Genomic DNA, 12,874 nt, shown 5'->3' with positions numbered 1-12,874 from the left:
CATTTATTTTAAACAATGAAATTTCGAAAATAAAAAGCTCCTTCCATTAAGAAAGGAGCTCAAAGGCACGTGCTGGCCAATCGGTAATGATGACATCTACACCATAATCAATCATAGTTTGTAAATCTTTGTATTCGTTAATTGTATATGGACGGAAAACATATCCTTGCTCTTGTGCTAATTGCACAAATTCTTTCGTTAATAGCTGGAAGTTTGGATGTAATCCACTTGCTTTTCTCTGTTTTGCTTCGGCAATTGGATCAGCAATCGGTGTATCATATAAAATTGCTCTTGGGATTTCAGGAGCAATTTCTGCTAATAATGAAACAGAGTCATGGTTAAATGATGAAAATACAATTTGATTAGAAAGATGATATTCGCGCACAAGTGCAACAGCTTTTTCCTCAATATTTGGGTAATGAATAACATCTGTCTTTAATTCAATATTTAGTTGTAAGTTCGTTGTGGAAAGCCAAATGAAAATCTCACGCAACGTTGGGATTTTTGCTTCATGGAAAGAAGGGTCTTTATAGCTACCAGCGTCCAATGATTGTAGTTCCTCTACCGTTTTTTCCGAAACAAGTCCAACGCCATTTGTTGTACGATCGACGGTTTCATCGTGAATTACGACAAGTTCACCATCTTTTGATAAGTGGACATCGAGTTCAATCCCGTGAGCGCCAATGCGTTCTGCTTCTTGGAAGGCAATCATCGTATTTTCGGGATGTGTACCTTTTACTCCGCGGTGAGCGAAAATAAGTGGTTTACTCATGTGAAATTCTCCTTATTATCTCTTTTCTTTCATTATGAAACTGCTTTAGGGAAAATACAATTGAATATGATAAACATTTACAAAAGTCTAACAGTTGCAGAAAAGTTAACGTTAACGTAAAATGTAATAATCAAGTGAAGGGAGGAATAAACATGTATAAAATTGATGAAGTAACAAAGCAAGTCGGTTTAACAAAACGTACACTTCGTTATTATGAGGAAATTGGTTTAATTCATCCCCCAGAACGTAGTGAGGGGAATATTCGTCTGTATACGGATGAGGATATTGCCAGAATTAAAAGAATTGTAGAAGCGAAAGAAGTGCTAGGAATCACACTTCAAGAAATGCAGCATTTCTTATCACTAAAAGAAAGAATGGAGCAAAGAAGAAATAGCGAGAACCCTCGTGATCGTGAAGTGATTCAAGAAATTAAAGATATGCTTGAAAAACAAGTGCAAACGTTAGACGAAAAAATGGAGCAAATGCAACGTGTAAAGGCAGAACTTGAAGATAGTTTACATCGTGCAGTAACATTTTTAGAGAGCACAAAAGGAGAGTAATCAAAATGGAGAGCAAACAAAAACTAGGGAGATTGATTACAGTGGTGGCTACCTTCCTTGCCTTTTCGGGTATAGGAGTAGTCGACCCAATTTTGCCGATTATTGCAGAGAAAATTGGTGCAACGCATTGGCAAGTTGAAATGTTATTTACTGCTTATATTTTAACGATGGCAATCATGATGTTACCAGCTGGTATATTTGCATCAAGATTTGGTGATAAACGGATGATGACAATCGGTCTTGCGATTGTGACTGTATTTGCGTTTATATGTGGTATATCGCAAACGATTGCTCAATTATCTCTTTTCCGTGCTGGATGGGGATTAGGAAATGCGATGTTTTTTGCTACAGCAATGACGCTGTTAATAGCATTAAGTAGAGAAGTTCATGAAGCAGTAGGATTATACGAAGCAGCGATCGGCTTAGGTATGGCTGGGGGGCCGTTATTGGGTGGAATATTAGGTGGACATTCTTGGCGTTATCCATTTTTCGCGACGAGTATTTTAATTTTCTTAGCATTTATTTTAGTATTCTTTTTTGTAAAAGAACCGGAGCGAAAAGTGAAGCGTAAGGCTGCTGGCGTAGGAGAATTACTTAACCTGGTGAAGTATAAACCGTTTATGCAAGGTGCGATTTCAGGAATGTTATACTACTACGGATTTTTCGTTGTGTTAGCATATTCACCACTTATTATGCATTTATCAGCTATTCAATTAGGCTTTGTATTTTGCGGATGGGGATTAGCGTTAGCTTACGGTTCTGCAATTTTAGCACATAAGCTAGAAGGGAAATATGAACCAAAAACATTATTGAAGGGTAGTTTACTTGTATTTGCGATTTTCTTAATTGCACTATTCTTTGTGAAAATTATGTGGTTACAAATTACTCTTATCGTTTTATCAGGATTAGCATCTGGCTTAAACAATGCATTATATACAAGTTATGTAATGGATATTTCACCTTATGAAAGATCTGTTACGTCAGGTGTTTATAACTTTGTTCGTTGGTTAGGGGGCGCAATTGCTCCGATTTTATCAGGAATTATCGGTCATACTGTTTCACCACAAAGCCCGTTTTTAGTAGGTGGAATTGTGGTGTTAGTTGGTTGTATTATGATCCTAATTCCAATTCGTAAACCAGTAGAAATAGAGACAAAAGCCCTTTCTTAAGAAAGGGTTTTCTTTATACATATATGTTAGAACCCTCTGACTAAAATATATTTTCGGTATTTTTGTACTTTTAACTATACATTTTGGATGTTTTGTTTTATTTTTGTTAGGGGACATTAATGATGTCCCTATTATAAATTTGCATTGAAAGGCGTGATTGTACGATGGAACTATGGTTCACTGAAAAACAAACAAAACATTTTGGGATTACGGCGCGTATTAACCGCACATTACATACGGAGCAAACAGAATTCCAAAAACTTGATATGGTTGAAACGGAAGAGTTCGGAAACATGCTTATTTTAGATGGCATGGTTATGACAACAGAAAAAGATGAGTTCGTTTATCATGAAATGGTAGCGCACGTACCTTTATTTACACATCCTAACCCTGAAAACGTATTAGTTGTTGGTGGCGGTGATGGTGGTGTTATTCGTGAAGTGTTAAAACACCCAAGTGTAAAGAAAGCAACTCTTGTTGAAATCGATGGAAAAGTAATTGAGTACTCTAAACAATACTTACCATCAATTGCAGGCGCATTAGATAATGAGCGTGTAGAAGTAAAAGTAGGAGACGGTTTCCTACATATCGCAGAAAGCGAAAATGAATACGATGTAATTATGGTAGATTCTACTGAGCCAGTAGGACCAGCAGTAAACCTATTTACAAAAGGCTTCTACGCTGGAATTTCAAAAGCGTTAAAAGAAGATGGTATTTTCGTTGCACAAACGGACAACCCTTGGTTCACACCAGAGTTAATTACGACTGTGTTTAAAGATGTAAAAGAAATTTTCCCAATTACTCGTTTATACACAGCTAATATTCCAACATACCCAAGTGGTCTTTGGACGTTCACAATTGGATCTAAAAAACATGATCCATTAGAAGTAAGTGAAGAGCGTTTCCACGAAATCGAAACGAAATACTACACAAAAGAATTACACAACGCAGCATTCGCATTACCGAAATTTGTTGGCGATTTAATTAAGTAAGAAAATCGAGCTTGAACAAATAAAGTGTGAGTAGCTCATTTAAGGTGTTTGTCCAGAAGACTTGAACATGCTAGCTACTTACACTTCTGTAGAGAAAATCGTCTTCTTGTTGTTAAAAAGAAGACCCGGTAAATCGAGAAAGAGGAGCAATTCGCTCCAAATTTGAGAAATAGTGAAAGGTTGGGATACCTTAAGTTCCACATAAGGAGGAAAAGAATATGCGTTTTGATGAAGCTTATTCAGGTAAAGTATTTATTAAAAGTCATCCAAGTTTTGAAGAGTCAAAGGTAGTTATTTATGGGATGCCTATGGATTGGACAGTAAGTTACCGTCCAGGATCTCGTTTTGGCCCTGCACGTATTCGTGAAGTATCAATCGGTCTTGAAGAATATAGTCCGTATTTAGATCGTGAATTAGAAGAGGTAAAATATTTTGATGCGGGTGATATCCCATTACCATTCGGAAACGCACAACGCAGCTTAGACATGATTGAAGAGTATGTATCAAAACTTTTAGATGCCGATAAGTTTCCACTAGGTCTCGGCGGTGAGCACCTAGTGTCTTGGCCAATTTTTAAGGCAATGGCAAAAAAATATCCGGATTTAGCAATCATCCACATGGATGCTCATACTGATTTACGTGAATCGTATGAAGGGGAGCCTTTATCCCACTCTACACCAATTCGTAAAGTGTGTGATTTAATTGGTCCGGAAAACGTATATTCTTTCGGAATTCGTTCTGGAATGAAGGAAGAATTTGAATGGGCGAAAGAAGTAGGTATGAACTTATATAAATTTGACGTATTAGAACCGTTAAAAGAAGTATTACCGAAACTTGCTGGACGCCCAGTCTATGTCACAATCGACATTGATGTATTAGACCCAGCTCACGCTCCAGGAACAGGAACGTTAGAAGCTGGCGGTATCACATCTAAAGAATTATTAGATTCCATCGTAGCAATTGCAAATTCAAATATAAATGTAGTTGGAGCAGACTTAGTAGAAGTAGCCCCAGTCTACGACCATAGTGATCAAACACCAGTCGCAGCAAGCAAATTCGTGCGGGAAATGCTGCTCGGTTGGGTAAAATAAAAGTGAAGCCGACTGTTTAGACCCGGTGACTAAGGTTCTTTCCTGCAAAAGGTGCTTTTTACCTTTTGGCAGGGAAGGTTCTTAGACGCAAGGGTCTAGGAGGCGTAACTGGATAGAAATAAAAGCGGAAGCGGCTCGCTCAGAATGTGAGGGGGATGGAGCTTCAGACGTAGAGGCTCTTTTTGCCTCGAAGGAAGAAGCGAAGCCACCGATCATTCTAGCCGCTGCAGCTAGATAAAGTAAGAGCCCTCTATATGATTAGAGGGCTCTTACTTTGTCGTTATGTGTCGGTAAGTCGATATATTTAAAAAATCGCCGATATAATTTCATTTACCGTTACGCAACACAAAAAAAGCTATTCTCAAACGATGGGAATAGCTCTTTTTCTTATGCAACCTTCTCTTCCGAAGTAACTCCACGAATTTCATCAGCAGAGCGGATCGGATATTTACGGAACACAATAGACCCGATGTATCCGACAATAGTGGTAACGATTCCACATAGTACAGCAGCAATCGTTACTTTTATAACGTCATTAAATCCGAATAGGACAAGAAGACCTGGAATTGGTGATGCTGTTCCTGGTGCATTATTAACAAGCTGGAATAGCGATGTAATAATACCGGCAAGTGCACCGCCAACGAAGTTTGTTGCATAAATTGGAATTGGATTTGCTGAAACAACATCTGCTTGTGTTAAAGGCTCGATTGCTACAGCGATTGTGTCTTTCTTTGAGCAAATTTTTAGTCGCTTAAAGAAAATAAAGTTCATCGGGGCTGAGGCTGCTACGGCAAGACTACCAATTGCCATTGGTAAACCTGTTAATCCAAGCATTGCAGTTAGTGCCATAGAACTCAGTGGAGAGGTAGAAATAACTGTTATTAATCCACCAAGCATAATACCCATAATGATAGGACTTTCTGTAGTTGCAACTGATATCATAGAACCGATTTTACCAAGTGTTGCGTTAACGAGCGGATCCATAAGCATTGCCATTCCACGTGAGATTGGTGCAGCGATAAATAGGATTGCTAAAAATTCCACACCAGCCGGTAATTTCTTTTCGAGAAATTTCACGACGAAGGCACAAACGTATCCGGCGAAAAATCCTGGTAAAATACCGAATCCACTAGTAGCGATACCAATTAAAACAGCGTATACGGGGGAAACACCGATTGCTAATGCGACTAAAATCGCTGCTGCGACACCGCTCATACTACCAGAAGCTTCTCCTACTGATTGTAAAAAGTCATTATGAAACATTTCTCCACCTATATAACGGTGAAATGCTTCAATAAGAAAACTTGCGATTGCTGCATTAGCTAAAGCGCCCATCGCCTTCATTCCGTAAGGCGCACGGTAACTGAAAAGTGTAAATAGACAAAGTACAACAAGTAATAGTGCTAAACCTTGCAAGATAGCCATTTGAAAACTGTCTCCTTTGATTTTTGTAATAAAAATTCGTATCATTCAATAATAATATAAAAGTGTATGAAACGGAAAAATTTTTTCTTGGGAACTTGCTTTAAGAAAAAATCCCTTACAATAATGTAAGGAAAGTGTAAGACTTTTAGATAGAGTATAGTATGCTCTTTTCCGTATAATACAAGTATAGATATAATACTAGTGAGAAAGAAGTGCAAACAGGAGGCGCATGTATGAAATTGGTAATTAAAGTTTTAGCTGTATTCGCCATCATTTTAGGGGGAACAGCATATTATTTAAACACAAAAACAGAAGGTGTACATGCTTTTGTAGACAACTTCTTTTCAAATAAAGAAATACAAGATTATTATGCGGTTGTAGATAAAGGTGAGAAAAAAGACGGTGAATATTTGTATACATTTAAAGGGTATACAGAGGACGGAAAGCAACAAATTATTAAAAGAATGGTAAATCGTGAATTGCATGCAGGTGCTTTTATAAAAATTTATGCAAAAGGTATGCAAGGAAAAGGATGGGCTGAAATAACGAAAGAGTCAATCCCGCAAAAAGCGTTGCAAAAAATAGAAAAATCATAAAAGGAGCGAATCGTTCGCTCCTTTTTTAGTGCGTTAAAATAGTGATAGATGTATTTTCTTTGTTAGAAATGATTTTGGCATGTCCACCAATTGGAAAAGTAAAAATTGGAGTTGTATGTCCAAAATTTGCATTTGCAATGATAGGAATATGTGCAAGTTCAGGTTTTGAAGAAATCATTTCTTGAATGTCCGCTATCGTACATTCTGCTTCTTTTTGCATTCTTCCTATTACAATACCTGTTATATGTTCAAAATCAGGTTGCTGCATAAGGGAATGTAGATAGCGATCAAAAGTTTTAAGCGTTGATTTTCCTGTTAAACTGTCTTCTTCAAGGAATAAAATTTTGTCCTTTAAGTTTGGCATATATGGTGTGCCTTGTAGTAAATTAAGTGTGCTCATATTGCCACCGATAATTTCTCCTGTCGCTTCCCCCTCTTGAATTGGAACATACCCTTCATTTTTTATAAATTCTCGATTTTCCTGATCCATATACCAAGAATCATCGCTCCACGTTTCCGCCGGAATGATTTCAATAGGCTCATTAGTGGTTAAGCATTGTAAAAAGTAATCGTTTGTATACTCGAGCCCTTTCTCCATTCCAAATGAAGAGAAGTGGGGACCCGAATATGTAACAAGCCCTGTTTTTGTGTAAATTGCATTATTTAAGGCAGTAATATCAGAATAACCACAGAAAAATTTCGGGTTTTTACGAATTAGATCATAATCGAGATGTTTCAATAAACCATTGGAGTTGTATCCGCCAAGTGTCGTCAAAATAGCTTTTACATTAGGGTCTCCAAATGCTTCATGGAGGTCTTGAATGCGGGAAGAAATAGAAGAGGAAGCAAATTGATCTATCTCATCGGCATATTTTGAGAATGTAACTTGAAAGCCCATGTCAGTTAATCTTTTTATAGCAAGTTTTCTATTTTCATTTGAAACAATACTTAAACTACAGGATGGTGAAATTACGCGTATTTCATCACCCTTTTTTAACTTTGTTGGTATCACTGAATTCACCTCTATAATTAAAAGAATATTTAGATTTAAAAAATATTTTATCACATGAAATAAAGTAGAAGTGAATTATTTTTTGAAATGGAGTTTTCCTGATTTTTCAGCAGACAGACAGCGTCTTTTTTTGATATGATAGGAAAAGTGATTTATTATAAGTAGTATTTAATATCTATAACATTTGAAAGGTGTGCAAGACGTGAAGAAACAACTTGCAGGCTTGCCGGTACACGTTCATTTCGTAACAGAAATCCGTGAAGGGGCGAGGAAGGAAACCGTTGCTTTTGAAGCAAATGGTCAATACTATGTAAAAGGTCAAGGTACATATGTAACATTCCAGGAGCCGAACGAACAAGGCGAAGTGAAAACAATTATTAAAATTCAAGATGAACAAGTTCTCATTATGCGTTCAGGTGCTATTTCTATGCGTCAGACGCATGTGAAAGGTGAATGGACAACGGGTACGTATACGAGTGAACTTGGTACGTTTGCACTGCAAACGAAAACTGATAACGTTCTTTTTAAATGGTCGGATGAAAAGAAAAAAGGACAACTCTTCTTAACGTACGCATTGCTTCTAAGTGAACAAGAAGCTGGCAGATATACAATTACAATTAATTTGAAGGAGGCAAAATAATGAATTCCTTAGAACAGGTAAAAGGATTGATTAAAGAAGAAATTCAAGCTGCTGTATTAAAGGCAGAATTAGCGACAGAAGAACAGATTCCAAACGTTGTATTAGAATCTCCAAAAGATAAAACAAATGGTGACTTCTCTACAAATATGGCAATGCAACTTGCACGCGTTGCGAAAAAAGCACCTCGTATGATTGCAGAAGAACTAGTTGCAAACTTCGATAAAGCAAAAGCTTCTATTGAAAAAATCGAAATCGCTGGTCCTGGTTTTATTAACTTCTATATGGATAATAGCTACTTAACAGATTTAATTCCAACAATCGTAAACGCTGGTGAAGCTTACGGTGAAACGAACACTGGTAAAGGTGAAAAAGTACAAGTTGAGTTCGTATCTGCGAATCCAACAGGTGACCTTCACTTAGGACATGCACGTGGTGCGGCAGTAGGTGACACTTTATGTAACGTATTAGCAAAAGCAGGATACGATGTATCTCGTGAGTACTATATTAATGATGCTGGTAACCAAATTCATAACTTAGCTCTTTCTGTTGAAGCTCGTTACATGCAAGCATTAGGTTTAGAGAAAGAAATGCCAGAAGACGGTTACCATGGTGCGGATATCATTGGAATCGGTAAACGTTTAGCTGAAGAGTTTGGTGATCGTTACGCAAAAGCTGATGAAAAAGAAAGCTATGAATTCTACCGTGAATATGGTTTGAAATATGAGTTAGCAAAACTTCAAAAAGACTTAGAGAGCTTCCGTGTTAAATTTGATGTATGGTTCTCAGAAACATCATTATACAAAAACGGAAAAATTGATGCTGCACTTGCTGTATTAAAAGAGCGTGATGAAATCTTTGAAGAAGGCGGAGCAACTTGGTTCCGTTCAATGACTTACGGTGACGACAAAAACCGTGTATTAATTAAAAATGATGGTTCTTACACATACTTAACGCCAGATATCGCTTATCACCGTGATAAATTAGAGCGTGGTTTCGATAAGTTAATCAACATTTGGGGTGCTGACCACCACGGTTACATTCCTCGTATGAAAGCTGCTATTCAAGCGCTAGGTTACGATAAAGAAACACTTGAAGTAGAAATCATCCAAATGGTACAACTGTACCAAAATGGTGAAAAAATGAAAATGAGTAAGCGTACAGGTAAAGCAGTTACACTTCGTGAGCTTATGGAAGAAGTAGGCGTGGACGCAATGAGATACTTCTTCGCGATGCGTAGCGGTGATTCTCATTTAGACTTCGATATGGACTTAGCTGTATCAAAATCTAATGAAAACCCAGTATACTATGCACAATATGCTCATGCTCGTGTATGCAGTATCCTTCGTCAAGGTGAAGAGTTAGGATTAGCTGCAGATGGAGACGTGAATTACAAACTTGTTACTTCTGAGAAAGAAGTAGAGTTACTGAAAAAACTTGGTGAATTCCCAGCTGTAGTTGCGGATGCAGCACAAAAACGTCTGCCACACCGCATTACAAGCTATGCATTTGAATTAGCAGCAGCATTACACAGCTTCTACAATGCAGAAAAAGTATTGAACCAAGATAACTTAGAATTAAGTAAAGCTCGTTACGAGTTAATGAAAGCAGTACGCACTACACTTCAAAATGCATTAGCAATCGTAGGAGTATCTGCACCAGAAAAAATGTAATTAAGAAAAGCGAAAGCGGCTCGTTTAGAATAGGAGGGGGATGGAGCTCCTGACAGAGAGGCGTACTTTGCCTCGGAGGAAGGCACGAAGCCACCGAGTATTCTAGCAAAGCGGAGCCGATTTTTCGCTTTCAGTAAAAGGCAATCACACGATGTTGTGATTGCCTTTTTGTATGGAGATAATAAAAAAATAAAATTTTATCAAACAAAAGGATAATTTGCGTCGTCTTATATAAATGACAGGAGGCTTATGATGGAAGAAAAGGTAGAAGAATTAATTGATATATATAAGCAGCAAATATATTCCTTATGCTATAAGTTAGCGAAAACGAAAGAAGATGCGGAAGATATTTTTCAAGAGACGTGGATAAAGGTTTTTTCATCAAGGCACCAACTTTCTTATGTGGATAATTATAAAAAGTGGATTACTACAATTTGTGTTCGTACGTTTTATGATTTTTATCGTAAGAAAAAAAGGTGGAAAGATCGAATATTGGATTTGTTTCATAAAGAAGATGGTGGAGAAATAGATTTCGCAGATGAAGTGAATATATCAGAAGAATTTATTCAAAAAGTGGAAGCGGAAATGATACGGGAAGTAATACAGTTATTAAATGAAAAATATAAAACGGTACTCGTACTCTATTACTATGAACAATATTCTTACAAGGAAATGAGTGAAATATTAAATATACCGATTGGTACGGTAATGGTGAAAGATGGTTTTGTAAAAGTGAATTGGGAAGCAAAATAAAGGGCCCTTGAGAAAGGCCCTTTATTTTATTGGATTGTATAAGTAACAGAAAAACTAACAGGACTATAGTAAACGTAAGGTGCATGAAATTGAACGTACATATTTCCATCTGTTTTTGCAGTGAAAATTCGGCCGTAACCATCAGAATAACGTCCAATAAGGTTATGATTTGAGTCATAAACACTGTAACTAGGAGTTTTGCTGTTAGGTTGAATTGTTAACTCTTGTCCCTTTTGAAGGAAAACAGGTTCTTGTTCAGAACTACCTCCAGTTTGCAAAGAATAAAATTTTGTAAAGCTTTGTTCTTGAGCGGCAGCAGCGACTTTTGTTTCAGGAATAAACGCGGTAGCGCCGGTAATTCCTGCTAAAGTTAACGCACCTGCTAAAATCATTTTTTTCATAATAGAAAAAGCCTCCTTATAAGTTGTAATCGATATTGTTACAGTTAATATTGTATACGATAATGAGGAGGATAAAATATGCTTTTATGCATATATATTTTTTCTCAATAAAAGACCACTGATAAAAATCAGTGGTCTTTTATTGATTAAGCAGCTTTCTGTTCAGTTTGAGTAACAGGTTTTTGAAGCGAGTTATAAACCCCTGTTCCGATAACGTCTAATGCTATTTTCATTCGTTCAGGTGAAATATTTTCTAATACGTTATCTTGAGGTGTATGGTATACCTTTTCAATATGATAGATTAATGGATTCCAACTATCGACACCCATCCAAATAAATAGAGCAGCAGGAATACCAGCTTCAGCAAATGGAACATGATCACTAGAACCGAATTTACCTTGTAGGACGAGGTCATTATTTAGTTGTTTACCTGCTTGCAAGGTAGCATCTGTTACAAAGTTTGTAGAGCCATCAGGTGTCATAGCGTATAAATTCTTTGCTTTATCATAATTTGTTGCAACCATGTCTGCGTTAAAGACACCTAAAATTCGATTGCGTTCTTTTTGGGATAGACTATTAACGTAATAATCGGAGCCAAGTAAGCCAGTCTCTTCAGAACCAAAGGTAATAAAACGAATTTCCTTATCAGTTTCTACATTTTGAAAAGCACGAGCTAGTTCTAATACTAATCCAGTTCCAGAAGCATTATCATTTGCGCCAGGTGCTCCGACAACACTATCATAGTGCGAACTTACAACGACTGCTTTTTCATTACCGGTACTCTTTTTTGGTTTCTTTTTGGCGATAACATTTAGAGATGTTAATTTAGATTCATGTCTCGCTTTTAGGGAAAGAATTGTTGTCCCTTTTTTAGCGATTTCTTCTTTAAATGCATTTCCTTGCGCATAAGCAAGACCAAAGACAGGGATAGATTGCTTTTTCGTTAGGCGGGGATTGAAGGTTTGTCCATAATTTCCGCGTCCGCCAATTAAACTGTATAAAAGAACACCTTTTGCACCTTTGCTAACAGCATTTTCAACTTGTTTATTATAGTCTGTAATTGTCGTTCCTCTTTCAAATAAAACAATTTTACCGTTTACTTCATTTGGAATATCTTCTAATTTTGTCCCACCTTGAACAAAGATAAGGGGAGCTGTAACAGCTTCTGTAGAAATTAGTGAATTAGGAGCAGCACCAGCTTGCCAATTACGTTTTATTGACAGTGGTGATTCAATGAATCCAACGTACTGATCGGGAACCTGAAATGGCTGATATTCTACTTCATAGCCCATCGATTTAAGCTGCATACCAATGTAACGAGAAGCCCATTCTTCGGATTTTGTTCCACCGGGTCGAGGACCAATTGTTTCAGATAAGAAACGAACATGTTCAATTGCGCGGTTTGGATCAATCTGTTTTGTAATAGATGGAGTTTGTGTAACCTCTGACGTGGAATCCGCTTTTGCTTGCCCAATTGGAGCTAAGCTAACAGCGAGTGATACAGCAAGCAAAGAGCTTACTATTTTTTGTTTCAATGATTTTCTCATTTTTTCCTCTCCTATTCTTCTATTCTCTGTGACTGACAAAAGAAGACGGATAATGACTTTATTTTACCTTCGCGTCTTTTGTTTTTCAATATTCTGACATTGAGAAATAAAAACAATATATGCATATTTGCATATTTTTGAGGAAGATATGTATGCTATCATTTTAAACGAAGGTTCGCTTTCTACTCTGAAAGCTCCTACATTGCATGAATCTAGTGTACCCAAACTTTAGATTATGTAGAGAAA

General features: G+C 37.1%; 13 protein-coding genes. 8 read left to right on the top strand and 5 right to left on the bottom strand.

Annotation, left to right across the window (positions count from 1 at the left end; genetic code table 11):
- Nucleotides 1-46: 46 nt before the first annotated feature.
- Complete coding sequence (locus BM089_RS24170) at nt 47-772, bottom strand: glycerophosphodiester phosphodiesterase (RefSeq protein WP_000042783.1); 726 nt, start codon at nt 770-772, stop codon at nt 47-49.
- 152 nt (nt 773-924) lie between these two features.
- On the opposite strand from BM089_RS24170, the gene BM089_RS24165 reads away from it, so the two are divergent.
- The 4 genes from BM089_RS24165 (at nt 925) to speB (ending at nt 4,584) form a co-directional block, all read left to right on the top strand.
- A complete protein-coding gene (locus BM089_RS24165) occupies nt 925-1,332 on the top strand; it encodes a MerR family transcriptional regulator (protein ID WP_000276560.1) in 408 nt (135 codons plus the stop codon).
- Nucleotides 1,333-1,337: 5 nt separating this feature from the next.
- Complete coding sequence (locus BM089_RS24160) at nt 1,338-2,501, top strand: MFS transporter (protein ID WP_090978309.1); 1,164 nt, start codon at nt 1,338-1,340, stop codon at nt 2,499-2,501.
- 164 nt (nt 2,502-2,665) lie between these two features.
- Nucleotides 2,666-3,493, top strand: coding sequence for a polyamine aminopropyltransferase (gene speE / locus BM089_RS24155; protein WP_000424696.1), 828 nt, complete (start codon nt 2,666-2,668; stop codon nt 3,491-3,493).
- A 218-nt stretch (nt 3,494-3,711) separates the two neighbouring features.
- Nucleotides 3,712-4,584, top strand: coding sequence for an agmatinase (gene speB, locus BM089_RS24150; RefSeq protein ID WP_001209831.1), 873 nt, complete (start codon nt 3,712-3,714; stop codon nt 4,582-4,584).
- A 387-nt stretch (nt 4,585-4,971) separates the two neighbouring features.
- Here the strand turns inward: speB and BM089_RS24140 are convergent, their stop codons facing one another.
- Entirely contained in the window at nt 4,972-6,009 is a 1,038-nt protein-coding gene (locus tag BM089_RS24140; RefSeq protein ID WP_000996313.1) for a PTS sugar transporter subunit IIC, read from the bottom strand.
- 233 nt (nt 6,010-6,242) lie between these two features.
- Here BM089_RS24140 and BM089_RS24135 point away from each other — a divergent pair, with 233 nt between their 5' ends.
- On the top strand, nt 6,243-6,605 hold the full coding sequence (locus tag BM089_RS24135) for a YxeA family protein (protein ID WP_000779932.1): 363 nt from the start codon (nt 6,243-6,245) through the stop codon (nt 6,603-6,605).
- A gap of 25 nt (nt 6,606-6,630) precedes the next feature.
- Here the strand turns inward: BM089_RS24135 and BM089_RS24130 are convergent, their stop codons facing one another.
- Nucleotides 6,631-7,617 (bottom strand): S66 family peptidase, encoded by a 987-nt coding sequence (locus BM089_RS24130; RefSeq protein ID WP_065229611.1) that lies wholly within the window; start codon nt 7,615-7,617, stop codon nt 6,631-6,633.
- Between the two features lie 202 nt (nt 7,618-7,819).
- On the opposite strand from BM089_RS24130, the gene BM089_RS24125 reads away from it, so the two are divergent.
- The 3 genes from BM089_RS24125 to BM089_RS24110 all read left to right on the top strand — a co-directional run bounded on the left by BM089_RS24125 (nt 7,820) and on the right by BM089_RS24110 (nt 10,680).
- Nucleotides 7,820-8,257, top strand: coding sequence for a YwiB family protein (locus BM089_RS24125; protein WP_000744343.1), 438 nt, complete (start codon nt 7,820-7,822; stop codon nt 8,255-8,257).
- Complete coding sequence (gene argS / locus BM089_RS24120) at nt 8,257-9,927, top strand: arginine--tRNA ligase (RefSeq protein WP_001086464.1); 1,671 nt, start codon at nt 8,257-8,259, stop codon at nt 9,925-9,927. Before BM089_RS24125 ends, argS begins: the two co-directional genes overlap by 1 nt.
- A 252-nt stretch (nt 9,928-10,179) precedes the next feature.
- Complete coding sequence (locus tag BM089_RS24110; RefSeq protein WP_139213327.1) at nt 10,180-10,680, top strand: RNA polymerase sigma factor; 501 nt, start codon at nt 10,180-10,182, stop codon at nt 10,678-10,680.
- A gap of 26 nt (nt 10,681-10,706) precedes the next feature.
- Here the strand turns inward: BM089_RS24110 and BM089_RS24105 are convergent, their stop codons facing one another.
- Together BM089_RS24105 and BM089_RS24100 are read right to left on the bottom strand one after the other, a co-directional pair.
- On the bottom strand, nt 10,707-11,081 hold the full coding sequence (locus BM089_RS24105; protein ID WP_000738223.1) for a hypothetical protein: 375 nt from the start codon (nt 11,079-11,081) through the stop codon (nt 10,707-10,709).
- A 146-nt stretch (nt 11,082-11,227) separates the two neighbouring features.
- Nucleotides 11,228-12,628 carry a M28 family metallopeptidase gene (locus BM089_RS24100; RefSeq protein ID WP_090978307.1) on the bottom strand — a complete coding sequence of 467 codons (1,401 nt, stop codon included), beginning with the start codon at nt 12,626-12,628 and terminating at the stop codon, nt 11,228-11,230.
- Between the last annotated feature and the right edge of the window lie 246 nt (nt 12,629-12,874).

The organism is Bacillus sp. 5mfcol3.1 (genome assembly GCF_900114335.1).
Taxonomy (GTDB): domain Bacteria; phylum Bacillota; class Bacilli; order Bacillales; family Bacillaceae_G; genus Bacillus_A; species Bacillus_A thuringiensis_S.
Note: the sequence above shows the minus strand (reverse complement) of the source record. Positions and strands in the feature narration are given on the sequence as shown.